The sequence below is a fragment of the Erwinia psychrophila genome (genome assembly GCF_039023475.1).
Lineage (GTDB): Bacteria > Pseudomonadota > Gammaproteobacteria > Enterobacterales > Enterobacteriaceae > Erwinia.
In genome coordinates this window covers 607,157-630,786 of the sequence record NZ_JBCHVB010000002.1, presented here as the reverse complement: position 1 = coordinate 630,786, position 23,630 = coordinate 607,157, and the positions used below count along the sequence as shown (strand labels likewise).

Annotated in this window: 19 protein-coding genes, 1 tRNA gene and 2 pseudogenes; 14 read left to right on the top strand and 8 right to left on the bottom strand. The window is 50.9% G+C overall.

Going from position 1 to position 23,630, the window contains the following annotated elements; genetic code table 11:
- Window positions 1–75: 75 nt before the first annotated feature.
- Window positions 76–792 (bottom strand): YoaK family protein, encoded by a 717-nt coding sequence (locus AAH446_RS08965; RefSeq protein ID WP_342906354.1) that lies wholly within the window; start codon window positions 790–792, stop codon window positions 76–78.
- A gap of 232 nt (window positions 793–1,024) precedes the next feature.
- Here AAH446_RS08965 and AAH446_RS08960 point away from each other — a divergent pair.
- From AAH446_RS08960 to AAH446_RS08935, 6 genes and pseudogenes are all read left to right on the top strand, one after another.
- Window positions 1,025–1,613, top strand: a pseudogene (locus AAH446_RS08960) (site-specific integrase); the annotation flags it as partial.
- A gap of 1,027 nt (window positions 1,614–2,640) precedes the next feature.
- Window positions 2,641–3,525 (top strand): integrase domain-containing protein, encoded by an 885-nt coding sequence (locus AAH446_RS08955; protein ID WP_342906353.1) that lies wholly within the window; start codon window positions 2,641–2,643, stop codon window positions 3,523–3,525.
- On the top strand, window positions 3,522–3,716 hold the full coding sequence (locus AAH446_RS08950) for a helix-turn-helix transcriptional regulator (protein WP_342906352.1): 195 nt from the start codon (window positions 3,522–3,524) through the stop codon (window positions 3,714–3,716). The genes AAH446_RS08955 and AAH446_RS08950 overlap by 4 nt, the downstream gene beginning before the upstream one ends.
- 2 nt (window positions 3,717–3,718) lie before the next feature.
- Entirely contained in the window at window positions 3,719–4,225 is a 507-nt protein-coding gene (locus tag AAH446_RS08945) for an ash family protein (RefSeq protein WP_342906351.1), read from the top strand.
- Window positions 4,222–5,088: pseudogene (locus AAH446_RS08940) on the top strand (primase-helicase zinc-binding domain-containing protein); the annotation flags it as partial. The gene AAH446_RS08945 and the pseudogene AAH446_RS08940, both read left to right, overlap by 4 nt.
- Before the next feature lie 54 nt (window positions 5,089–5,142).
- Window positions 5,143–6,240, top strand: a complete 1,098-nt coding sequence (locus tag AAH446_RS08935) for a helicase RepA family protein (protein ID WP_342906384.1) — start codon at window positions 5,143–5,145, stop codon at window positions 6,238–6,240.
- Between the two features lie 227 nt (window positions 6,241–6,467).
- Here the strand turns inward: AAH446_RS08935 and AAH446_RS08930 are convergent, their stop codons facing one another.
- From AAH446_RS08930 to AAH446_RS08905, 6 genes are all read right to left on the bottom strand, one after another.
- Entirely contained in the window at window positions 6,468–9,584 is a 3,117-nt protein-coding gene (locus AAH446_RS08930; RefSeq protein WP_342906350.1) for an HsdR family type I site-specific deoxyribonuclease, read from the bottom strand.
- Between the two features lie 122 nt (window positions 9,585–9,706).
- Entirely contained in the window at window positions 9,707–10,993 is a 1,287-nt protein-coding gene (locus AAH446_RS08925; protein ID WP_342906349.1) for a restriction endonuclease subunit S, read from the bottom strand.
- Entirely contained in the window at window positions 10,990–12,546 is a 1,557-nt protein-coding gene (locus AAH446_RS08920; RefSeq protein WP_342906348.1) for a type I restriction-modification system subunit M, read from the bottom strand. Before AAH446_RS08920 ends, AAH446_RS08925 begins: the two co-directional genes overlap by 4 nt.
- A gap of 130 nt (window positions 12,547–12,676) precedes the next feature.
- Window positions 12,677–12,925, bottom strand: a complete 249-nt coding sequence (locus tag AAH446_RS08915) for a DUF2442 domain-containing protein (protein WP_342906347.1) — start codon at window positions 12,923–12,925, stop codon at window positions 12,677–12,679.
- 19 nt (window positions 12,926–12,944) lie between these two features.
- Window positions 12,945–14,126, bottom strand: coding sequence for a tyrosine-type recombinase/integrase (locus tag AAH446_RS08910; RefSeq protein WP_342906346.1), 1,182 nt, complete (start codon window positions 14,124–14,126; stop codon window positions 12,945–12,947).
- A gap of 165 nt (window positions 14,127–14,291) precedes the next feature.
- Window positions 14,292–14,368 (bottom strand) — tRNA-Arg (locus AAH446_RS08905).
- A gap of 184 nt (window positions 14,369–14,552) precedes the next feature.
- On the opposite strand from AAH446_RS08905, the gene folD reads away from it, so the two are divergent.
- The 4 genes from folD to malI all read left to right on the top strand — a co-directional run bounded on the left by folD (window position 14,553) and on the right by malI (window position 18,502).
- Complete coding sequence (gene folD, locus AAH446_RS08900; RefSeq protein WP_342906345.1) at window positions 14,553–15,419, top strand: bifunctional methylenetetrahydrofolate dehydrogenase/methenyltetrahydrofolate cyclohydrolase FolD; 867 nt, start codon at window positions 14,553–14,555, stop codon at window positions 15,417–15,419.
- The gene (gene ybcJ, locus AAH446_RS08895; protein ID WP_342906344.1) at window positions 15,419–15,631 is read left to right on the top strand and encodes a ribosome-associated protein YbcJ; all 213 of its coding nucleotides are present in this window, start codon (window positions 15,419–15,421) and stop codon (window positions 15,629–15,631) included. Before folD ends, ybcJ begins: the two co-directional genes overlap by 1 nt.
- Before the next feature lie 270 nt (window positions 15,632–15,901).
- Window positions 15,902–17,401 (top strand): PTS transporter subunit EIIC, encoded by a 1,500-nt coding sequence (locus tag AAH446_RS08890; protein ID WP_342906343.1) that lies wholly within the window; start codon window positions 15,902–15,904, stop codon window positions 17,399–17,401.
- Window positions 17,402–17,485: 84 nt separating this feature from the next.
- Window positions 17,486–18,502, top strand: coding sequence for a Mal regulon transcriptional regulator MalI (gene malI / locus AAH446_RS08885; RefSeq protein WP_342906342.1), 1,017 nt, complete (start codon window positions 17,486–17,488; stop codon window positions 18,500–18,502).
- Between the two features lie 189 nt (window positions 18,503–18,691).
- On the opposite strand, the gene cysS is transcribed toward malI, so the two are convergent.
- Window positions 18,692–20,080 carry a cysteine--tRNA ligase gene (gene cysS, locus AAH446_RS08880; RefSeq protein WP_342906341.1) on the bottom strand — a complete coding sequence of 463 codons (1,389 nt, stop codon included), beginning with the start codon at window positions 20,078–20,080 and terminating at the stop codon, window positions 18,692–18,694.
- A gap of 241 nt (window positions 20,081–20,321) precedes the next feature.
- Between cysS and ppiB the strand changes: the two genes are divergently transcribed.
- From ppiB to purK, 4 genes are all read left to right on the top strand, one after another.
- Window positions 20,322–20,816, top strand: coding sequence for a peptidylprolyl isomerase B (gene ppiB / locus AAH446_RS08875; RefSeq protein WP_342906340.1), 495 nt, complete (start codon window positions 20,322–20,324; stop codon window positions 20,814–20,816).
- Complete coding sequence (lpxH, locus tag AAH446_RS08870; RefSeq protein ID WP_342906339.1) at window positions 20,816–21,541, top strand: UDP-2,3-diacylglucosamine diphosphatase; 726 nt, start codon at window positions 20,816–20,818, stop codon at window positions 21,539–21,541. Before ppiB ends, lpxH begins: the two co-directional genes overlap by 1 nt.
- Before the next feature lie 158 nt (window positions 21,542–21,699).
- The gene (gene purE, locus AAH446_RS08865; RefSeq protein WP_342906338.1) at window positions 21,700–22,209 is read left to right on the top strand and encodes a 5-(carboxyamino)imidazole ribonucleotide mutase; all 510 of its coding nucleotides are present in this window, start codon (window positions 21,700–21,702) and stop codon (window positions 22,207–22,209) included.
- A complete protein-coding gene (gene purK, locus AAH446_RS08860; RefSeq protein WP_342906337.1) occupies window positions 22,206–23,273 on the top strand; it encodes a 5-(carboxyamino)imidazole ribonucleotide synthase in 1,068 nt (355 codons plus the stop codon). The genes purE and purK overlap by 4 nt, the downstream gene beginning before the upstream one ends.
- The last annotated feature ends 357 nt before the right edge of the window (window positions 23,274–23,630 follow it).

Here is a 23,630-nt window from a genome sequence, read left to right as displayed (position 1 = left end):
CCAAAGCGCCATAAGCGACGCGCCAGGGGGTTATTGCAGGGAATAAAAAAACCGCCCATGGGCGGCTTCACTGTTTTATTCAGCCTGATGTTTATGGCGCATATTGTGTAATGCCAGCAAAATGACGCCTGTGCCTATAAAAATCAGAAAACCATAGCCGAGCAGATGAAACAGCCAAATCCCTGCCACACCGCCAGCCAGAAATGAGAGCAATGTAAAGGCGTGCAGCCCGAGCCGCTCAAGATAGATCGGGGCATCCTTTGGCGATTCCTTTCGTCTCAGCACATCAAACAGCATAGCCAGCTCTATACCGATATCCGTGGATGTCCCTGACACATGCGTCGTTCTTACTCGTGCATTGGAGATACGCGTCACCACGGCATTCTGTAACCCCATTAAAAAACTCAGGCACAGGATAAGCAGAACGCCGGGTGAAGCTGGGTTCATCCAGCTTTCAACCATGCCCAGCAGAACAAGCCCTCCCCCCTCAAGGATGATATTAACGGCGTAAACCGTCCGCATCTTCCTCCTGCGACCCGCATTGATAAGAAGGGCGGAGAATGCGGAACCGGCGATAAAAATGCAGATGACCGACAGAAAAAAAATGCCAGGTGCAAGGCTGGCTTTAGCCAGATGATCTGAAAGCGAAGAGACGTTACCGGTCATGTTGGCCGAGAAAAAACCGACAACCTCAAACGCTGCTGTGTTGAGGGCGCCGGCTACGGCAGCAAGCGTGCAGGCAAGTTTTCTGTCTGCAAGGTTATTACGTAGATCCTCAGTGCTGATGAGCATGGAGCCTGCTGTGTTCCGCGTTGTTCAGGTTAAGTGATGATATGATCTGCCCTTTCTGAATCAGTAACAAGATGACAAATATAAAAAACAGTTATTCCCTGCTTACCTGGAGCAGTTCGTTCGCTATTGCGGCACTCTGGATGTTGTCTTGCCGATGGCGGGTCGGTTTTTGCCACATTTCGTTATGCGCAGGCTAGCTCACGTCGTTTGCCAGGCTATTAACAGGCGGCTTAATTGCCCACCTGAAAGCAGCTGTCCGGTAATCGTACCGGCACTTTCTACTGGCCTACGCAGGTCAAACATACTTGACCTGGAATAGACTCAAATGGACTCAGGTTGATATGCAAAGGAAGGTTGCATGGATAAATACAGAGAACGCCAAAGCGGGCAAGGCTATCGGCGTGGCTCTGAATGATACAGTATGCAGGGTACTGAAGGGACAAATTGGAAAACATTCTCGCTGGGTGTTTGTACACACTAAAGCAGCGACCAGGCATGATGGGACGAAAACAGCAGCAATCAGGAAGAAGCGCCGTGATGATAACAATTCATGGAGGCTCGCACTAAAACGGGCTGGCATAGAGGGCTTTCGGTTCCATGACCTCAGGCATACTTGGGCGAGTTGGTTAATCCAGTCAGGAGTTCCGCTTTCGGCTCTTCAGGAAATGGGAGGGTGGGAATCGATAGAGATGGTGCGGAGGTACGCTCACCTGGCACCCAACCATCTGACGGGGCATGCACGTAAAATTGATGCGATTTTTAATGTCCGTGTCCCAAATCTGTCCCACAAGGAAAATTTGAAGTCAGGAGAAGGTGGGTAACTCATTGAAAAGTAATGGTACGCCCTACAGGATTCAACTTAAAACTTCAACCAGCTGAAAAATATCATGTATTTATAGTTCAATTTACTTGAATGCCCCCATAAGTGCCCCCAATAAGTTTTTTGGCGCTCAATCTGACGGGTGTTATGAGTAAGGCCCACCTCTTTCATCTCATCGATGCCTTGAAAAATAAAACTCATTAACGTAGATTCGGGTTTGTAACTTTGCTGTCAATGACAGCCACCGATGTTTCGAGTATCAGGATGATGCCGGTGATCTGAGAGAAACGCCTTCGGGCGATCACACAAAACTTGTCGTAGCCTGAAAGGCAATGCTCTTGATTGAGCGGTAAATCTACTCACTCTTGGAAGTAGATATCGTCAACTAAAACCGCTCCTACTGCGTGACGATGAGGGTTCATTTAACTAACTAAACATCCTTATGTGATGTTTCTTGGGTCGAGAAGATTCCATATCAGAAGTAATTCGACTTTCAACCATGCTGATAGTGCTTCGCTATCAGCTTCTTGCGTCACACCACCACAATGCGTCAGTACTGACACAATTTTTACCACTTCACAGCGCAGTCATAACTGCATCAACTCAAAAAATCATTGGCGCGTATTAAACGCTGCGGGCTGCGCTTTGCTATGCCGCTTAGGCATGAGCAAGCGACAGTCGTGCTGCGTGCAATACGTGGCGTCACTTTTGCGTGCTAACGCCTGAAAGTGACGCCATAGCGTAAACCGCTGCCCATCCTCTACCTTCGCCCGTTTCAAGCGGGTATCTGAATCTGACACCGCGTTTTCATACACCAAATATCCATTTAAAGGAGATCTGAATTGTTGCCGAGGCAGGCATTAGCCTGGGGGATTACCTGCAATAGCAGGCAGTTGCACTGAGTGCATCACTGACACCCCGAAATACCTCAACTGCATCCGCTCTGGCGCACAGGCAACTTTCAGTCCGGAACAGCATCGCTGTATCCGTTATTTGCCACGCGCCAGAGAAGCAGATTGGAGTATCAGATGAGTAGAACAGGTAGAGAAATGAAGCAACTGTCGAAGCAGGCTGGCGGCAGTCACAAAACGGTACACGATCGCATTCGTATTGCTGACAGGTTTTGTAATCACTTACTGGCGCTAAATATTCAAATTCGCAGCGTCCAGTATTTGAAAACAAGGCATATCGAGAGCTATATCGCTGCACGCTGTGTACAAGGAATTGCCTTACGTACCTTGCAGAATGAGATGGCCGCTTTGCGTTCGGTTTTGCATCAAGCCGGACGGGAAAAATTAGTAGCCTCAGCGAGATTAACTAACAGGGCGCTGGGTCTCAGCGGCAGTAGCCGAGCAGGCACTAAATTCGCTATTCCAACAGAAAAATATCAGCAAGCCATTAATCAAGCCCGACAGCTTGATGAGGGATTAGCAATTGCCCTTCAGCTATCACGCTTACTGGGTTTGCGTTCACAAGAGGCTGTCCAATGCAGCGCCTCCCTTAAGACCTGGCAAAAACAACTTGGCCATGGAGCTGAAAGACTAAGTGTCGTCTTTGGCACCAAAGGTGGTAGACCGCGCGAAACACGCATTTTGGATCGTGCAGCTGTTAGCAATGTAATCGCTCAAGCTTTGGTTATTGCTAAACAGCGCAACGGCAAACTTATTGACCGCGCTGATCTCAAAACTGCCATGAATTATTGGCGCTCAGCTACAACCCGCATTGGTTTGATTGGCTCCTACTCCCCCCACAGCCTCCGCTATGCATGGGCACAAGATGCGATTCGCTTTTATCAGGAGCAAGGTTTTAGCCGCAAAGAAGCAAATGCCCTCACTTCAATGGATCTCGGTCACGGCGATGGGCGTGGTCGCTATGTCGAACGTGTCTATGGCCTTCAGGAGGTTCAAGCATGAGCACCCTCACCTTAATCCGACTTTGCGATGTGATGAATAAAACCGGTGTCAAAAGAGCCTGGATTTACAAGCTAATGAAAAAAAATGAATTTCCTCAAGCCGTCAAGCTTGGTTCGCGCTCAGTGGCATGGGTAGAGAGCGAAGTTGATGAATGGATCTCAAGTAAAATCAACCAACGTGATGGAGCATAGTAATGTTGAATTCAATTTTTTCCCTGGTAGGCGATTTTAAGTATAATCCGCGCACTGCGGCAAAATCCGTAGTCGGAATTAGCGTTCCGAAATTCTTCTTGATGCCCAAGTATTTGGGCAATGCTTGCGCTCGCCTGTCAATGGTGGCTCAGGCGGGGGCTTCGCAAGAAGCGCCGGTTTCCAAGAAGGCCGGTAACGCTAACTCCGTCTGGGCTACCACCCAAGGGGTTAGCGTCTCTAGTGGTAGTCAACACAACTACTTCTTGGAGGCGGCCCTATGGCTACTACCCTTCCTTGTTTGCACCCGCAATACACCCCTCTTCTTTCGGGGGTGCAATATGTTTGATCTAACACCATTTTCTGCCAAAGAAATCCTCGACTACTGCCGTGCGTTAGCCTTTACGATCGTCAAATCAGACAATGCTCTTGCCAAGGAACTGCTTACCGATGTGTTATGTGAGCGCCTTAATGTGCTGAATGAAAAGATGAAAGCGGGAGGCAAACCATGACTAATTGCGTAACTGAAACCATTTCCGCATCTCGTCATCGTTGGGAGGAAATCCTTCTTCAATTAGGTATCGACTTACCCGGCCTGAACAAACATGGTCCTTGCCCATGCTGCGGAGGAACAGACCGCTTTCGCTTTGATGATAAAGATGGCCGTGGTACATGGTTCTGCAATCAATGTGGAAATGGCGATGGTTTGGATCTGATTGCTAAGGTAAAAAAGTGCAACCCACTGCAGGCGACAAAACTCATTTCAGAACTCAGTCTGCCCTGCCAAACTGCGCCTGCCAGGGAAAAAGTATCAAAGCCCTGTGCATCAATTGAAGCAATGAGACTGCTTAACTCATCGCGCCTTGCTACAAGCCCGTACCTGAAAAACAAAGGGTTATCCGCATCTGTTCAAATGCTCAGCATTCAGAAAGCACTAACAATAGGCGGGGTCAGTTTTGATAACGACTCAATTGTCCTACCAATTCAAGATATCGATGGGACGTTGATTAGCGCACAATTGATCAACGCGGCCGGTGAGAAACGATACTTGCCAGGTACTCGTCAAAATGGTGGATTCATCAAGGTTGGCGATTCGAGTAATACAGCAAACATCATCATCGCGGAAGGCTATGCCACTGCATTAACGGTAAACATTGCAACAGGTCATTTGGCGTTAGCGGCGATGTCTGCAAATAACTTACTGAATATCGCTGTCACTGCGAGGCATAAATATCCCAATAGCAACATCATCATGGCTGCTGAAAATGATTCAATTGAGGCTAATAACGTTGGTTTAGTACAAGCAGAAAAAGCGGCAGTAACCGTGAATGGCTGGGTTTCGTTACCCCCTGATCAAAATGTTAGCGATTGGGATGATTACCGCCAAATTCATGACGAGGCGGCGGTTAACGAAGCATTTCATCTGCGAATGTACAAGCCAGACTCACAGCTCTCATCAATCTCGCGCATTCAAGAACGTAAGCCAGACCTCAGCACCTCCCTCCCTTTGCGCAAAGGCTCTGATGGTTTTGATACCCGGCAGGATTACCTTATCAAGGGGTATCTCCCTAGCGCATCAGTAACCAGCGCATATGGTGCAAGTGGATCTTATAAGTCCTTTCTGGCGGTCTCTTGGGGATGTCATATTGCAACAGGCAAGCCTTGGGCAGGCAGGCCTGTTACGCAAGGTGCAGTAATCTATGTCGTTGGTGAAGGAGGAATTGGGGTTCCACGCCGAATTCGTGCCTGGGAAGAAACTCTCAATAACGGCTCGCCAATCGATACACTCTATCGCATCGACTGCCCCATTTTTCCTGCCAGTTCCGAAAGCGTGCAACAAGTCATCAGGGCCGCCAATGATGTTAAAGCAGCTTCAGGCATGCCTGTTAGATTGATTATTTTAGATACTCTCGCCCGCTGCTTTGGTGGCTCAGATGAGAATGCTGCCAAAGATATGGGTGCATTTATTCAGGGTTGTGATGTTATCAAGGCAGCTACTGAGGCTACAGTCTTAGTCATTCATCACTCCGGTAAAGATCAGGACAAAGGTGCGCGAGGTTCCAGTGCATTCCGTGCTGCCCTTGATGTTGAATTTAACGTCCGCCGCGAAGGTGAAGGCGGAGCGCTGATTCTTAGCTGTACCAAAATGAAGGATGCCGAGGAGCCACCACGGCAGGCTTATGACTTGGTGCCGGTAGATCTCTACATCGATAATGATGGTGACCAGATTTCCTCGCTAGTTTTGAATGATGAGGGACGACCTGTCATGGATGACACCGATCCCGAGCTAACCGGCATTTCACGTCTGACTGACAATCACGTTGCCCTTTGGCAAGCCATTCGCTCCCGAACCGCCAACGGTGATGCCTGTACTCGTGCGCTAGTTAGAGATGACATGCGAGCGATGGGATTCGATGTCTCTAAGAAATTCACTCGTTGGCTGGATAAGCTGGAAAAGGAAGGCCGTGTCATTTGTGACGGTGATCATATCAGGCCGGTTTCTCAGGAATTTAAAGCGGGGGAATAAATGGGGATTATGTGGGGGAAGAAATAATGCAATGTGCATTTGATAATGATTCCCCCACTTCAATGCCTTATATGCGCATCAAGTGGGGGAATCGAACCAAAACTTAAAGTATCAATAGGTTACATTCATTCCGCAGTAATTAATCAGCTAATCTCTTAAACCTTCTAAGCGGGGGAATAAATGGGGGAGTCATACCATCCTTGATGGCCTCCCCTTTTTAACAATTTTTAGATCTGACCACCTACGCCTTTAAACTTCTCAATAAATGATACTATTTTTTGAAATACAGTCTGTTTTTTGGTTTTGTATTGCGGATTCAGTGGGCTTAATTTTGGCAGTGCCTCATTAAGTTCGGTGCCATTTTCCGTCGCGTACTCACGTTTCAGGGATGTACGGATATAGCGCCTTGCGGCTTCTTCGTTAAGATTTTCTGTCTTAATCAACTCTTCCGCCTCACGCTGCTGCTCACGTTGAGCGAAGGTGAAGAATGCATCAATAATTCCAGCCTTATCCGGCAATTCATCAAGATTCGTCTGCTGAATAAAGTCAACGACCAGCCCTTCTTTGGCACGGTTACCCAGACTGGAGCGTATCAGGCGTCTAACTTCTTGGGTCAGGCCTGCTTTGTTTTTACTCTGCTTGTTACGTTCAAATATTAGGCCGAGAATGTAGTCCAGATTGATTTCCTGCGACTTCAGCAGGTCGATCTCAAACACCACGTCTTCCCAGTTGATGGTTGATTTATCTTTGTCATCGGCTGCTTTTTCTTTGCGCTGCCAGTCACGGATATCGTTGTACACCGAGCGATAATCCTGCACCTTCCGCTCGGCTGGCAGGCGGATAGTCTGAAGTTCTGCGAACTTATCATCATCCAGATAATGCGCGGCCTTGAACGCCTCGACGGCTTTCGGGTTACTGATATCGGCTGTTTGCAGCGCTTTCAGCGTGGCAAATTCATCATAGTTTTGCAGGATGTTCTCCGCCCGCAGATATTCACCAAACAGCTTCACAAAGGCTTTTTTCTCTTTCTCGCTTTCAATGTCAGCCGGATCAGGAAAACGGTGTTCCAGTGTAGTGACGATGTCCATAAAGCCACGCTTCGCCTCACCGGTGACGATATCGGTAAAGCCCTCCATGTACTCTTTGTAGCTTTTTTCCAGCACCACGTTTTTCGTATTTTTGTCGCCAAACAGCGTGATGGCATCAATCGTTGCACGCTCCAGATTACGGAAAGTCACAATATTGCCGAACGTTTTGGTCGCATCGTAGATACGGTTGGTGCGTGAAAACGCCTGCATCAGCCCGTGATAGCGCAGGTTTTTATCAACAAACAGGGTGTTCAGCGTCGGGGCGTCGAAGCCGGTCAGGAACATCCCGACAACAATCAGCAGGTCGATATCCTGATTTTTCACGCGCTGGGCTAAATCCCGGTAGTAGTTCTGAAAGCCATTACTGTCAGTGCTGAAGTTGGTTTTAAAGTAGTCGTTGTAGTCATCAATCGCCGCATCCAGGTACTCTTTGGCGCTGCTGTTCATCGCGCTGACATCAAAGCTCTCATCGGTGATATCGCCGATAGCGTTCTGCTCTTCGTTGGCAGCAAAGGAGTATATGGTAGCTACTCTCAGCGGTTTATAAGTTTCTGAGGCCGCTGATGCTTCCTGCTGTTGAGACTTAAAGGCTTCATAATAGGCCTTGGCAGCATCGACACTGCTCACTGCGAACATGGCATTAAAGCCTTTCGCCCCCGGGAAAGCACGATGGGTCTTCTGACGAAAATGCGTCAAGATATAGCGGGTGATTTCATCAATGCGGCGCGGGTGCAAAAAGGCCTGTTGGTTTTCCGCTGCGCTGAGTTTTTTGTCATCGGTTTCCGTTTCCATTGCCTTGAACTGCGGGCGGACATCATTGTAGTCCACCTTAAATTTCAGCACTTTTTCATCCCGGATGGCATCAGTGATTACATAAGAGTGCAACTCGCGACCGAACACGCTGGCCGTGGTTTCTGCCCCCAGAGCGTTCTGCGGGAAAATCGGCGTGCCGGTAAAGCCGAACTGATAAAAGCGGGTGAATTTTTTGTTCAGGTTCTTCTGAGCCTCACCAAACTGGCTGCGGTGGCACTCATCAAAGATAAACACCACCTGCTGCCGGTATACCGGTAAATCTGCCTCTCCCTTCATCAGGTTATTGAGCTTCTGAATGGTGGTGACGATGATTTTATTATCATCCTTCTCCAGATTACGCTTCAGGCCGGCGGTGTTATCTGAGCCATTGACGCTGTCCGGTGAAAAGCGCTGGTACTCCTTCATGGTCTGATAATCGAGGTCCTTGCGATCAACCACAAAGAAAACTTTATCGATGAACTCTAGTTCAGTAGCAAGCCTTGCAGCCTTGAAGCTGGTAAGGGTTTTACCCGAGCCGGTGGTATGCCATATAAAGCCGCCGCTCTCAGGTTTTGACCAGTCTTTTGATTTAAAGGAGCTATTAATTTTCCACAGAATGCGTTCAGTGGCAGCAATCTGATAGGGACGCATCACCAGCAGCGTCTGGCTGCTGTCAAACACGCTGTAGTTAAACAAAATATGCAGTAAGGTATGCTTCTGAAAGAAAGTGGCAGTAAAGTCCTTAAGGTCTTTAATTAGCGTGTTATCGGACTTCGCCCAGTTCATGGTGAAGTCAAAACTGTTTTTATCCCGTTTAGTGGTGTTGGCAAAGTAGCGGGTATCGGTGCCGTTAGAAATCACAAACAGCTGAAGATACCTGAAAAGGGAGTTATCGCTGTTAAAGCTCTCTTTGCTGTAACGGTGTATCTGGTTAAAGGCCTCCCGAATCGCCACGCCACGTTTTTTCAGCTCAACCTGAACCAATGGCAGACCATTGACCAGGATGGTGACGTCATAGCGGTTTGCGCGTGAGCCGGTCTGCTCAAACTGCTGGATAACCTGTACCTTGTTGCGGACCAGATTCTTTCTATCAATCAGGTAAATGTTTTCAAGCTGGCCATTATCAAAGGTGAAGTCGCAGATGTAATCGATATGAATTTTACGGGTCTTATCCAGGCTGGTGTCGCCCGGGCTGTCCAGATAGCTCTCACAGAACCGTCGCCATTCACTGTCATTAAATACCACGCCGTTAAGCGCCTGAAGCTGCGTGCGGATATTCGCCAGCATCAGCGGCTGAGTGGTGAAGGAAACAAATTCATATCCCTGATTGCACAGGTCCTGAATCAGTTCACGCTCCAGATCCGATTCACTCTGGTAGTTATCACCTGTCTCCCATGCTTTAGAGTACTTATCGAGGACAATGAATTTATTCGATTCAGCAATGGTGTGAGTCTGTTGAGTCATCGCGCATCCTGTGTGCTGTATGGCAAAGACCGGCAGCAGATAAAGTAAAAGCTACCAGCCGATGAATTTGCTTATGTATGGCACGGCCAGCAAACGCTGACCGGTTAGTTATAGCATGACTGTCACTGACTGACGGCATCAGGCTTCGGGAAGCTGAACAGCAAATCTCGGTAATACTCATATTGCTTCTGGCGTAGCTCGATTTCGCGGGGGAGACCTTTGCTAATTGAATTTGTTAAAATATCAAAGTTATCCAATATTCTGACAATTCTGTCTTGTTCTGCTAAAGATCTTTCAGGGTCATTTGGATACGGAACAGGAATTGATATTTTTGAAAAACCGTTAATGAGCAATGTATTAACTTTTGTCCTCGCAACATATTTTGCTTTTTTGGCTATGAACGATGCTGTTTGCATACAATACGAAACGAACTTAGGATTCATCGTATGTCGGAAAGCATAACAGTGATCGTGAATAGCCACTTTCTCATCACCAAGCCAAGCCACTGCTTTACCAACATCCTCAACAGTTTCTCCGACATCAGTTAAAACTACATCTCCCGGCTCAGCGTAGCGCAGTGAGTTAGCCATATCAGCTCTTACCTGAGACAACGAATCGGTAGCATAAACACCATAACGAGTGTAAATTTCACCATAGTGGATAACTTTAATTCCCTCTGCTACATAATCCGCTTTAGTAAATCGCTTTCCACGAATAAACTCACCAATATCTCCCAAAGTCTTCCACTCAACCTCACCCTCTTCAAAACTCAGTAACTGATCGCGATAGTAGTTGTACTGTTTTTTCCGTGCGGTAAGCTCAGCGGTAAGCTCAGCGGTAAGCTCAGCGGTAAGGGCGGTAAAGCTATCCAGAATCCGGACGATTTCAGATTGGATAGCGAGCGACTTTTCCGGGTTGTCCGGGCACGGGATAGGAATCACTATTTTCGCCAAGTCACTACTGGAAACCCTGCGAACTTTAGCCCCAGTGATATATTTCATCTTTTGCGTCTGAAATATTTCGGACTGGAAAAAGTAGGCGAGATATTTAACATTCCGCTCATGCCGGAATAACATCATATCCCCGGAAATGGCCGTTTCCCCACCAAGCCAAGCTAAAGGCTTTACGACATCCACATCGTTTTCTGATGTTGTAGCTAACAATAAGTCATTTTTTTGAGCCTTTCGCAGCTTATTAGCTAGCTCTGATGAAACAAAAGTAAATGTTTTATCTGCTGATAATCCATATCGTGTATAAATCTGACCGTAATGTATTGCAGGAAAACCACTTTCAATAAAATCTTTTTTCTGTAGCCCATTTCCTCGTATAAAATTGCCAATATCTCCCAGAGACATCCACTCAACATCAAAGCCATCCAGTAGCTTTTCCAGATAACTCAGCTCACTCATGCCTGCGCCTCGCTGCTTTCTATTTCTGCCACAATCGCATCAATGTCGTTGCGCAACTGGTCAATCTTGCCGACCGTGATTTTCAGTTCGGCATTCAGCTCGGTGATATCCACTATTTCACGGGTGTCTTTGGCTTCCACATAGCTGCTGATAGACAGGTTATAGTCATTGGCAAACACTGCCTCAAACGGCACGGACTTCGCCAAGTGTTCGATATCTGCTTTGCTGTCAAACACCTGCATAATCTGCTGAATATGCGCATCCGTCAGGATGTTATTATTAGTTTCTTTCTTAAACAGCCCGCTGGCGTCAATAAACTGCACGCTGGTATCGGTTTTATGCTTTGACAGCACCAGAATGTTAACGGCAATGGTGGTGCCGAAAAACAGATTTGGCGCGAGTGAAATCACCGTCTCAACATAGTTGTTATCGACCAGATACTGACGGATTTTTTGCTCAGCACCGCCACGGTAGAAAATCCCTGGGAAACAGACAATTGCTGCGCGGCCTTTGGGAGAAAGATAATTCAGCGCATGCAGCACAAAAGCAAAATCGGCTTTTGATTTCGGAGCCAGTACACCTGCCGGAGCAAAGCGCTCATCGTTAATCAGCGTCGGGTCGTCGCTACCAATCCATTTCACCGAGTAAGGCGGGTTGGAGACAATTGCATCAAAGGGTTTCTCATCGCCGAAATGCGGCTCAGTCAGCGTATTCCCCAGTTTGATATCAAATTTGTCGTAGTTGATGTTGTGCAGAAACATGTTCATACGCGCAAGGTTAAACGTCGTATGGTTAATCTCCTGCCCGAAAAAGCCTTCTTCGATGATATGATTATCAAAGTGCTTTTTCGCCTGTAATAGTAGTGAGCCAGAGCCTGCTGCTGGGTCATAAATTTTGTTAACGTGGGTCTGACCATGCATTGCCAGTTGGGCAATCAGTTTAGATACATGCTGTGGCGTAAAGAACTCACCGCCTGACTTCCCGGCATTCGCTGCGTAGTTGGAAATCAGGAACTCGTAGGCATCCCCGAACAGGTCAATCTGGTGCGCATCAAAGTTACCCAGCTTTAAGCCTTCAACGCCTTTCAGCACGGCAGCGAGGCGGCTGTTTTTATCTTTAACGGTGTTACCCAAGCGGTTACTAGTGGTGTCAAAGTCAGCAAACAGGCCTTTGATGTCGGCCTCAGAAGGATAGCCATAGGCTGAGCTTTCGATGGCGACGAATATGCTGTTCAAATCAGCATTCAATCTGTCGTTATTGTTCGCTTTCTCGGCCACATTGCAGAACAGCTGGCTCGGATAAATAAAATAGCCTTTAGTTTTGATGGCATCGTCTTTGATGTCATCGGTAATGATGCTGTCATCCAGCGAGGCATAGTTAACACTGTCATCACCGGCTTCGATGTAACTGGAAAAGTTTTCGCTGATAAAACGATAGAAAAGTGCGCCAAGTACATATTGTTTGAAATCCCATCCATCCACCGATCCGCGAACATTGTTGGCAATTGCCCAGATTTGACGGTGTAATTCTGCTCGTTGTTGGAGGCTTGTCATTTTCATCCTGTCATAATTCTTTAAGTTTATGTTATTTAAGCAATTTTACAGCAACGCACTCTTAAATATGGAACCAAGCGATACTTTATAGCGTAAGCAGCAAAGAGAATCCGATAATTGACCTTGGGTTCTAATTGCTTCCATTCTTTTGATCCCTATCCCTTCCCTCATACAGAGAAGGAACATAAATATCTTCGTCCAGCTCCCCCCAATGAATCCCCGGCCCCAATCCAGATAGCTCCCACTGATTCCGCTGCTCAGGTGTACCGAGCAGCAATCTTGGGAAATTTTGCAATGGGATGTCCAATTGCTCTTTCCCCTCTAGCTGCACATGCATAAATTCATCTGAGAAGTAGATAGTCACTTTAGGTGCTGTCATGCCGTATTCCTCATTGCTATCAAGCATTGTCATGCAGCGTACCGAGATAATCGGCATACCATTGAAGCATTTCACGCCGTCCATCGAGGTACTGAGCATGGTTGTAAGTCCCGCGAATGGTATTTTTATCCGCATGCGCCAGTTGAGTCTCGATCCAAGCCGTGTTGTAGCCCTGCTCATGCAATATGGTGCTCATTGTGTGTCGGAAGCCGTGCCCTGTCGCTTTCCCATCGAATCCAACACGTTTGATCACTTGGTTAATGCTCGCCTCGCTCATGGGCTTACCTGCATGATTTCGGCCTGGAAACACAAATTTACCTCGACCGCTAAGCTCATGCATTTCTTCAAGCAGCGAAAGAGCCTGACTTGAAAGAGGAACAACATGTGGACGCCTCATCTTCATCCGTTCAGCGGGAATCTGCCAAGTTCCCTTCTTCAAATCGAACTCACGCCACTCAGCGGCACGTAATTCGATGGTTCGAGTCCCAGTGAGCATAAGCAAGTGTGTTGCGTGATGTGTGATGCGGCTGCCGCTGTAGCCACTTAACGCACGCAAGAAACCACCGATTTCATGACTTAGTAGATGCGGGAAATGCTTTTGCTTGGGTGCTCTCAATGCCCCCGCGAGATCGGTCACAGGATTATGCTCTGCCCTGCCGGTGATGATGGCATAGGTAAATATCTGCCGGCACGCCTGCCGCGTTTTCTTTAACTTATCCAGCACGCCGCGCTGCTCCATCTTACGCAGCACGGCTAACATTTCAGCCACTTTAATCTCTGCAATAGGTCGTTTGCCCAGCGCGGGGAAAACATCTTTGCGTAAATATTCAAGGATGTCGTCAGCATAGCCCTGGGACCAATTGGGCCGCTTATGTTCGTGCCACTCCTGCGCCAGTGATTCAAAACTGTTGTTGATGGCGAGGATTTTGGCCTGCTTGGCTTCTTGTTTGGCTAGTCCGGGATCTCCTCCCGCTGCCAGTATCTTTTTGGCCTCTTCGCGCTTACCCCTCGCCTCGGCAAGAGATATGGCGGGATAAAGCCCGAATACCACGCGCTTTTCTTTCCCTGCAAAGCGGTACTTTAATCGCCAGCTTTTGCTACCGCTGGGGAAAATTTCGAGATACAAGCCAGCTCCATCAGCCAGTTTATAGGCTTTCTCTTTCGGCTTAGCAGAGTCGATTTGACGGGCATTTAGCTTCATGTGGGGGCATCGTGATCTATTGAACGGGACAATGCCCCCTATGATGCCCCCAATCGAGTGTAGCTTTCAATAGACAAACAGATACAACGCTGGATGTAGTAACCAGTATTGGCAAGGGGTTAGGAGGTATTTGTAGACTTTAGGAGACACTAGCAGAAGAAGAGATGGTACGCCCTACAGGATTCGAACCTGTGACCTACGGCTTAGAAGGCCGGTGCTCTATCCAACTGAGCTAAGGGCGCATGGAGAACTGCGTCGAATTATACGGTGCGAACCTCCTGAGTCAACGATTTTACTCCGAAGCGCGTCCTGTTGCTGCACTCTTGAGCAATGCCCCGACATTCTCTGCCTGACAGCAGCGCCCGCTTCTGACAAAATAGGCGCCACTCCCCGTTTTAAACTCAACACAGATGGATCCTTTCTCTGATGGCAGCAAAAATTATTGACGGTAAAACGATTGCGCAGCAGGTGCGGCAGGAAGTTGCACTAAAAGTCGGGCAGCGTCTGGCCGCCGGAAAACGCGCCCCAGGTCTGGCCGTGGTTCTGGTGGGTGAAAACCCGGCGTCGCAGATTTACGTCGGCAGCAAGCGCCGCGCCTGTGAAGAAGTCGGCTTTGTTTCACGCTCCTACGATCTTCCAGCTGCCACCAGCGAAGCCGATCTGCTGGCGCTGATCGATAAACTGAATCACGACAGCGAAATCGACGGCATCCTGGTTCAGCTGCCGCTGCCAGCGGGCATCGATAACGTGAAAGTGCTGGAAAGCATCTCGCCCTCCAAGGATGTGGATGGTTTCCATCCCTATAACGTTGGCCGTCTCTGCCAGCGTTCGCCCAAGCTGCGTCCCTGTACGCCGCGCGGCATCGTTACGCTGCTGGAGCGCTACAACATAGACACTTTCGGCCTGAACGCCGTGGTCGTTGGCGCATCGAATATCGTGGGCCGTCCGATGAGCATGGAGCTGCTGCTGGCAGGCTGCACCACCACCGTAACGCACCGCTTCACGAAAAACCTGCGTCATCACGTTGAAAATGCGGATTTACTGGTGGTCGCCGTCGGCAAGCCGGGTTTTATTCCCGGTGACTGGATCAAGCCCGGCGCCATCGTCGTCGATGTCGGTATTAACCGCCTGGAAAGCGGCAAGGTGGTGGGCGATGTCGATTTTAACGCCGCCTCCGCCCGCGCCTCCTACATTACGCCCGTTCCGGGCGGCGTCGGCCCGATGACGGTCGCCACGCTGATCCAGAATACCCTACAGGCATGCGAAGAATTTCATGATGGAGCAGAACAATAATGGCAACTTTTTCTCTGGGTAAGCACCCACACGTCGATCTGTGCGATCTGCTCAAGCTGGAAGGCTGGGTAGAAAGTGGCGCGCAGGCGAAAATCGTTATCGCCGATGGCCTGGTAAAGGTGGATGGCGCGATGGAAACCCGCAAACGCTGCAAAATCGTCGCAGGCCAGGTCGTCAGTTTTGAAGGTCAGAGTATAACGGTCACGGCATAAGCCTGCCGCTTCCCGGTAGCTTTGCGCTGCCGGGACTCTCTTATTATCCCCGCGCCGGCTCGGCGCAGTCGCAAACCCTCTTCCATTGCCACACCTTACCTCCCGTAGGGCAATATCCGATCGACTTCAAAGTATCACTATTTCCTCTCGTACTTTGTAAAAATCTTGTTGCAGCAAAATCAGGCTTCTCTCACGATAGGTAGAACGTTCTACTAAAACGTTCTACTTACAATAACAGGGCGTAAAAAGCGCCATTCGGGGGAAGTCAGCATGAGTCTGATATCAAGGTTTGTGAAATCGTTATCTAAATTGTCGATGATTGGCCGCGCGTTAATGCTGCCAATCTCGTTGCTGCCTGCCGCAGGGCTGCTGCTGGCCTTCGGCGACAAGTTCCATCTGCCGCTGATGATGAACGCAGGGGGCGTGATTTTTGACAACCTGCCGATGCTGTTCGCCATCGGCTCCGCCGTCGGTCTGGCGTCAGAGTCGGGCATTGCCGCCCTGTCGGCTGCCGTATCGGTGTTTATTACCAATATCACCATCGGCACGCTGTTAGGCATTACGCCGGAAATGGCATCACAGGGCGGCAAATACGCGATGGTGGTCGGTATTCCGACACTGCAAATGGGCGTATTTGGCGGGCTGATCTGCGGTATTCTCGCCGCCTGGTGCTACAACCGCTTCCATACTCTGCAACTGCCGGAGTTCCTTGGCTTCTTCTCCGGTAAACGCTTTGTTGCCATCGCGACGGCTTTTCTCTCCTTCATTCTGGGGCTGCTGCTGCCGTACGTCTGGCAGCATGTTCAGGCAGGTATCGATGCGCTCTCCCTGGTGGTCAACGGCGATAATCAGGCGGCCTCAACCTTTATTTTTGGACTGGTGGAACGCGCGCTTATCCCGCTCGGCCTGCACCATATCTGGTATCCCTCTTTCTGGTATTCGTTTGGCGACTACACGACGCTGAGCGGCCAGGTGATCCACGGCGATCAGACTATCTGGTTCAAAATGCTGGAAGAAGGACAGAAAACCTTCAGCAGCGATACCTACCAGAATGCCGGTAAGTTTATGCAGGGTGAATTCCCGCTGATGCTGTTCGCCCTGCCCGCCGCCTGTCTGGCGATGTATCACGAAGCGCACACCAAAAATAAGAAAATCGCCTCCGGTATTCTTTTCTCGGCGGCCCTGACCTGCTTCCTGACCGGGATCACCGAGCCGGTAGAGTTTACCTTTATCTTTGTTGCGCCCATCCTGTATGTCTTTAACGCCATCATGGCCGGCGTGGCTTACATGGCGATGTATCTGCTGCATGCGCATATTGCGAAATCGTTTTCCGCAGGCCTGATTGACTACATCTCCTTCGGCATCCTGCCCTCATTCAACGGCTATCAGACCAACTTCCTGAACGCCGTGATTGTCGGCGTGCCCATGGCGCTAATCTATTATTTCACCTTCCGCTTCGTCATCCGGCGCTTCGATGTCAAAACGCCGGGACGGACCGAGGTGACGGCCACGACGGACGATAAAACCGATAAAGAGCTGGCTGGCGAAATTGTCGCTCTGCTGGGCGGTGCGCAAAACATCGACTCCGTCGGTGCCTGTATCACTCGCCTGCGTCTGGAAGTGGCGAAGAGCGAGAATGTGGACAGAGACGGGCTGAACAGTCTGGGGGCACGCGGCGTGGTCTTCGTCGGTGATAATGGTATTCAGGTGATTTTCGGCGCGAGAGCACAGTTTATTGCCCAAAGTATGTCTGAAATAACGGGCAAATAATAAGATGCCTGCCTGACACGTCTCCTGTAGTCTGGGAGACGTTGTCATATCAGGCGGATATGGGTGCAATGTCAGGGAGGGGGTTTGAAGAAAGTCAGTATCATCGATGTCGCAAAACGCGCGGGCGTGTCGGTTTCCACCGTCTCGCTGGTGCTGCGCCGTAAAGGAAAAATTTCGGATGCGACCATCGAAAAAGTGCAGGCTGCCATCAACGATATTGGCTATATCCATAACGTCGCCGCCGCCAATCTGCGTGCCAATACCTCCAATCTTATCGGGCTGATCCTGCGGGATTTCAGCGACAGCTTTTCGATTAAAGTGATGGCAAGCATCGTTCAGGAGCTGGAAAAACAGGGATTTATGGTTTTTCTCGGCCAGCCGCTAAACGATGGCGGGCATCTGGAGCGCTGTCTGCTCTCGTTCAAACAGCAGGGCGTTGCCGGCGTAATTTACCTGGCCTGCGATGCTCGCTCATCACATCTGCCTGAGCAGATCCGGCTCTGTCCGCTACCGCTGGTGGTGGTGTCTCAGCTCATGCTGGAAGATGAGTGCAATCTGGTGATGCGCGATAATCGCCAGGCGGCGACTCTGGCGGCACGCTACCTGATCGAGCGCGGCCATCGCAATATCGCTTATATTGGCGGCACCGAAGGCGACCTGATACGTCAGCAGCGTCTGGCAGGGTTCCGCAGTGCCATGAGCCAGTATGGCCTGGTCTTACGGGATGAAGCGACGCCCGCCTGTAGCGAGGATACCCGCGCAGCAGGTATCGCCACCCGGCAGCTGCTGGAGCAGCATAACACCTTCACCGCCCTGCTCTGCCACTCCCCCGATGCGATGATTGGTTCGATTGCCGGTATCCATCAGGTGGGCCGCACCGTTGGCAAAGATGTGTTTTTAACCCAGCAGGTGGCGCTGATCGGCTTTGAAGATATGCTGCACGTTAACCTCACCTCGCCGTCGTTTACCTATGTCTCTTCCGCCAGCGAAGAGTCAGGACGCCAGGCGGCCGGGCTGATGATCCGCAAGCTGAAAGAGCCGGAACTGCAAACGCAGCGCATCACCCTTTCCGGGCAGCTTATCGCCCGGGAATCGGCGTAAAAAAGGAGGCTTTCGCCCCCAAGGTCATCGACAATGTGCAGGCTCCGGAAACAGGGCCTGTTCGTAAAGACGCAAAAAGCATCATCCCTGACAGCTCGGCCGCGCCGTCCATGGCGCGGGACGCTTTACTCCCAGTCCCTGTTCCCATCGCTTAAGGTTTCTCAGGCGGGGCTTTCGCTCCCTGTTACCTTATTTACGGCGCCAGCTGGTGCCCTGCGGGCCATCTTCCAGCACGATGCCCAGCTCGTTGAGCTTGTCGCGGGCGATATCGGCCTGCGCCCAGTTTTTCTCCTGACGGGCGGTGATGCGCATCTGGACCAGCGCTTCGATTTCCGCCACGTCATCCTCGCCGCCCTTCACGCCGCTTTGCAGGAAAAGTTCAGGATCCTGCTCAAGCAGGCCCAGCACGCCAGCCAGCTTACGCAGGGAGGCCGCCAGTCCGTTCGCGGTCGCCGGTTCTTCTGCCTTCAGACGGTTCACCTCACGGGCCATCTCAAACAGCACGGAATAGGCTTCCGGCGTGTTGAAGTCATCATCCATCGCTTCGCAGAAGCGGGCCTCGAAGGCTTCACCACCGGCGGCTTCCGCTGCGGCATCGGTGTTACGGATAGCAATATAGAGGCGCTCAAGCGCGGCGCGAGCCTGCTTGAGGTTATCTTCACCGTAGTTCAGCTGGCTGCGGTAGTGCCCGGACATCAGGAAGTAGCGCACCGTTTCCGCATCGTAATGCGCCAGCACGTCGCGCACGGTAAAGAAGTTATCGAGAGATTTGGACATCTTCTCCCGGTCAACCATCACCATCCCTGAATGCATCCAGTAGTTAACGTAAGGGCCATCATGCGCACAGGAGGACTGGGCGATCTCATTTTCATGGTGCGGGAACATCAGATCCGAGCCGCCGCCGTGAATGTCGAAATGTTCGCCAAGCTGCTTGCAGTTCATCGCCGAGCACTCAATGTGCCAGCCCGGACGGCCTTCGCCCCACGGCGAGGCCCAGCTTGGTTCGCCAGCTTTCGACATTTTCCACAGCACGAAGTCCATCGGGTTGCGCTTCACGTCAGCGGCCACTTCCACGCGGGCGCCCGCCTGGAGCTGCTCCAGATCCTGACGCGACAGCAGGCCGTAATCCGCATCGCTCTCTACCGAAAACATGACGTCGCCGTTGCTGGCAACGTAGGCGTGATCGCGCGCGATAAGCTTACCGACGATCTCAATTATTTCCGCGATGTGACGGGTAGCGCGTGGCTCCTGGTCCGGCGGCAGAATATTGAGTGCGGCAAAATCCTTGTGCATTTCAGCGATCATGCGGTTGGTGAGATCCTCAACCGTTTCGCCATTTTCGTTGGCACGTTTAATAATTTTGTCGTCAATATCGGTGATATTACGCACATACTTCAGCTCGTAACCGCTGTAGCGCAGGTAGCGCGACACGACGTCAAACGCCACAAAAGTCCGGCCATGGCCGATATGACAGAGGTCGTAAACGGTAATGCCGCACACGTACATGCCGATTTGTCCGGCATGGATAGGTTTGAATTCCTCTTTTTGACGACTCAGGGTGTTGTAAATCTTTAGCATTGAGACATTCCGTTTTGACGTGTGCGGGATAAACCAGGCAAGCTGGTATTTTGCCGTATTGTTAACGCAAGCGCCACGCAAAGCAAGGCAATGCCGGTATCCCTTTACGCGGCTTACGCGGCGAGGCTGACTCGTCATCAGATTTTGTGATATAAAAGCCGTCTGTCAGAAGCGTGCAGCGTCCTGGCGGGCGCTGACACCGGCTTACCGTTAAACACTTCAACCTTTACAGGATGAGAATATGGTCACTTTCCAGACTAATCATGGCGATATCGTTATTAAAACTTTTGACGATAAAGCACCAGCAACCGTTAAAAACTTCCTGGATTACTGCCGTGAAGGTTTCTACGATAACACCATTTTCCACCGTGTTATCAATGGCTTTATGGTTCAGGGCGGCGGCTTCGAGCCGGGCATGACGCAGAAAGCTACCAAAGAAGAGATCCGCAACGAGGCGAATAACGGCCTGAAGAACACCAAAGGTACGCTGGCGATGGCCCGTACTCAGGCGCCTCACTCTGCGACCGCGCAGTTCTTTATCAACGTGGCGGATAACGACTTTCTGAACTTCCGTGACGAAAGCCTGCAGGGCTGGGGCTACTGCGTCTTCGCTGAAGTCGTGGAAGGAATGGACGTCGTGGATAAAATCAAAGGCGTGGCAACCGGCCGCAGCGGAATGCATCAGGACGTGCCGAAAGAGGACGTTGTGATCCAGAAAGTGACCATCAGCGAATAATGTCCCACACGCTGTTTATCGCAGATCTCCATCTGTGTGCTGAAGAACCGGCAATTACTGCCGGTTTTCTTGCATTTTTACGGCGTGAAGCGCGGAACGCCGATGCGCTTTATATCCTGGGCGATCTGTTTGAAGCCTGGATCGGCGATGACGATCCCGATCCGCTTCACGCTGAGATTGCCGCCGCGCTGCACGATCTTCAGCAGCATGGCACCCCCTGCTATTTTATTCACGGCAACCGCGACTTTCTTATCGGCAAGCGTTTCGCTCGTCGTAGCGGCCTTGCTCTGCTGCCGGAAGAACAGGTGCTGACGCTTTATGGCCGGCGCATTCTGATTATGCACGGCGACACGCTTTGTACCGATGACGAAGGCTATCAGCGCTTCCGGCGTAAGGTGCATCAGCCCTGGCTACAGAGGCTGTTTCTGGCGCTGCCCCTTTTTATCCGCCAGCGCATCGCTGCGCGAATGCGGGCAGGCAGTAGAGAGGCCAACAGCAGTAAAGATATGACCATTATGGATGTGAACCCCACGGCGGTAGCGCAAGCCATGACGCGCCAGCAGGTTCACTGTCTGATCCACGGTCACACTCATCGTCCCGCCGTCCACACGCTGGAAATAAATGGCCAGCCGGCCGAACGTATCGTACTGGGTGCCTGGCACACGGAAGGATCAATGATCCGCGTCAGCGCCAGCGAAATCACGCTGGTTTCTTTCCCTTTCTGAGCGGCACAAAATTGCTCATATGGCGCGCATGACGCCTACGCAACCGTTTTCCTTGCCGTACAGTCATGCTATTCTCTCTGCCCTTCCCGTCTGACAGCCTGCCCTGAAACCGCGCAGGCGTCCGGCGACGTTTGTACAATCACAGGAGTCATACCCGCATGTCATCCAACGCCGCACCGGCCCGCATCGCCATTATTATGGGTTCCAAAAGTGACTGGGCAACCATGCAGTTTGCTGCGGAGATCCTCACCAGCCTGAACGTTCCTTTTCACTGCGAAGTGGTCTCTGCCCACCGGACCCCGGATAAGCTGTTCAGCTTCGCCGAACAGGCGGCGGAAAACGGCATTCAGGTGATTATTGCGGGCGCGGGCGGTGCAGCGCATCTGCCGGGTATGCTGGCGGCGAAAACGCTGGTGCCGGTACTCGGTGTACCGGTGCAAAGCGCAGCGCTGAGCGGCGTGGACAGCCTTTATTCCATCGTTCAGATGCCGCGAGGCATCCCGGTCGGGACGCTGGCCATTGGCAAAGCGGGCGCGGCCAATGCGGCGCTGCTGGCGGCGCAAATTCTGGCGATTCATGACACAGAGATCGCTTCCCGGCTGACGCTCTGGCGCCAGACGCAGACCGATGAAGTGCTGAATAACCCGGATCCGCGGGAGGAAGCATGAAGCCGGTTTGCGTACTGGGCAACGGTCAGCTGGGGCGCATGCTGCGTCAGGCCGGTGAGCCGCTGGGCATTGCCGTTTATCCTGTCGGGCTGGATGCCGAGCCGGAGGCGTTGCCGATCCAGCAAAGCGTGATTACCGCTGAAATCGAGCGCTGGCCGGAAACGGCGCTGACCCGTGAACTGGCTAACCACGCCGCGTTTGTGAACCGCGATATTTTTCCCCGGCTGGCCGACAGGCTGACGCAGAAGCAGCTGCTTGACCAGCTTGGCCTGGCGACAGCGCCCTGGCAGCTGCTGGCGGCGGCGACCGACTGGCCGCAGGTCTTTGCTTCACTGGGCGAGCTGGCTATCGTTAAGCGGCGCACCGGCGGCTATGATGGCCGGGGCCAGTGGCGTCTGCGTGCTGATGAGACTGAAACGCTGCCGGCGGAGTGCTACGGCGACTGCATTGTTGAACAGGGCATCAACTTTAGCGGCGAAGTCTCACTGGTAGGCGCGCGCGGTCATGATGGCAGCACCGTATTTTATCCTCTGACGCATAACCTGCATCAGGATGGTATTCTGCGCACCAGCGTGGCGCTGCCGCAGCCGGATCCGGCTCGTCAGCAGCAGGCTGAAGCGATGCTGTCCGCTATCATGCATGAACTCAACTATGTTGGCGTGATGGCGATGGAGTGTTTTGTGGTGCCGGAAGGATTACTGATAAATGAACTGGCGCCGCGCGTACACAACAGCGGTCACTGGACGCAAAACGGCGCTTCCATCAGCCAGTTTGAGCTCCACCTGCGGGCCATCCTCAGCCTGCCTCTGCCGAAGCCGGTGGTCAGCTCCCCTTCGGTCATGGTGAACCTTATTGGTACCCCGGTGAATCTGCACTGGCTCAACGAGCCGCTGGTCCATCTGCACTGGTATGAGAAAGACGTCCGGCCAGGCCGTAAAGTGGGGCACCTTAATTTGTCAGACGTCAGCGTCAGCGCGTTACAAAAGGCGCTTGAAAAACTTGTGCCACAACTACCAGAAGAATATGCCAGCGGTATTGCGTGGGCCATAGAACGCCTTAAGTAAAGGAGCACACCTGGGGTCAGCACTGAAGGGCTCCAGTAATTACCTGTTTTATTTCAAAAGTATAAGACAGGTAACCCGCTTTTTTGCAAAACTGTTACGCAATTTTTCACCACTTTTATCCTGTACGTAACAGAGTGAATTCAGCTTTGTTAATAAAAAGGACAGTGCTTAACTGTACTTAAGTATGGCTATTATTTTTCAGAAAACTTCAGTATTGTATACCCCAGCAGTTAATAAAAAATATATAGTTTACAATTAGTTATTTATTTTTCGTCAACACCAGGGGAACCTTTGCTATCCCGGCGCGGCAATTAAAGATTAGTTTTCCTTACAACTTATTTGATTTCTGTGTCCTGC

What these genes read in the sequence shown, in the direction of transcription:
- AAH446_RS08965 (WP_342906354.1), bottom strand. Translation starts at nt 792, where the DNA reads ATGCTCATCAGCACTGAGGATCTACGTAATAACCTTGCAGACAGAAAA.
- AAH446_RS08955 (WP_342906353.1), top strand. Translation starts at nt 2,641, where the DNA reads ATGAGTAGAACAGGTAGAGAAATGAAGCAACTGTCGAAGCAGGCTGGC.
- AAH446_RS08950 (WP_342906352.1), top strand. Translation starts at nt 3,522, where the DNA reads ATGAGCACCCTCACCTTAATCCGACTTTGCGATGTGATGAATAAAACC.
- AAH446_RS08945 (WP_342906351.1), top strand. Translation starts at nt 3,719, where the DNA reads ATGTTGAATTCAATTTTTTCCCTGGTAGGCGATTTTAAGTATAATCCG.
- AAH446_RS08935 (WP_342906384.1), top strand. Translation starts at nt 5,143, where the DNA reads ATGTACAAGCCAGACTCACAGCTCTCATCAATCTCGCGCATTCAAGAA.
- AAH446_RS08930 (WP_342906350.1), bottom strand. Translation starts at nt 9,584, where the DNA reads ATGACTCAACAGACTCACACCATTGCTGAATCGAATAAATTCATTGTC.
- AAH446_RS08925 (WP_342906349.1), bottom strand. Translation starts at nt 10,993, where the DNA reads ATGAGTGAGCTGAGTTATCTGGAAAAGCTACTGGATGGCTTTGATGTT.
- AAH446_RS08920 (WP_342906348.1), bottom strand. Translation starts at nt 12,546, where the DNA reads ATGACAAGCCTCCAACAACGAGCAGAATTACACCGTCAAATCTGGGCA.
- AAH446_RS08915 (WP_342906347.1), bottom strand. Translation starts at nt 12,925, where the DNA reads ATGACAGCACCTAAAGTGACTATCTACTTCTCAGATGAATTTATGCAT.
- AAH446_RS08910 (WP_342906346.1), bottom strand. Translation starts at nt 14,126, where the DNA reads ATGAAGCTAAATGCCCGTCAAATCGACTCTGCTAAGCCGAAAGAGAAA.
- folD (WP_342906345.1), top strand. Translation starts at nt 14,553, where the DNA reads ATGGCAGCAAAAATTATTGACGGTAAAACGATTGCGCAGCAGGTGCGG.
- ybcJ (WP_342906344.1), top strand. Translation starts at nt 15,419, where the DNA reads ATGGCAACTTTTTCTCTGGGTAAGCACCCACACGTCGATCTGTGCGAT.
- AAH446_RS08890 (WP_342906343.1), top strand. Translation starts at nt 15,902, where the DNA reads ATGAGTCTGATATCAAGGTTTGTGAAATCGTTATCTAAATTGTCGATG.
- cysS (WP_342906341.1), bottom strand. Translation starts at nt 20,080, where the DNA reads ATGCTAAAGATTTACAACACCCTGAGTCGTCAAAAAGAGGAATTCAAA.
- ppiB (WP_342906340.1), top strand. Translation starts at nt 20,322, where the DNA reads ATGGTCACTTTCCAGACTAATCATGGCGATATCGTTATTAAAACTTTT.
- lpxH (WP_342906339.1), top strand. Translation starts at nt 20,816, where the DNA reads ATGTCCCACACGCTGTTTATCGCAGATCTCCATCTGTGTGCTGAAGAA.
- purE (WP_342906338.1), top strand. Translation starts at nt 21,700, where the DNA reads ATGTCATCCAACGCCGCACCGGCCCGCATCGCCATTATTATGGGTTCC.
- purK (WP_342906337.1), top strand. Translation starts at nt 22,206, where the DNA reads ATGAAGCCGGTTTGCGTACTGGGCAACGGTCAGCTGGGGCGCATGCTG.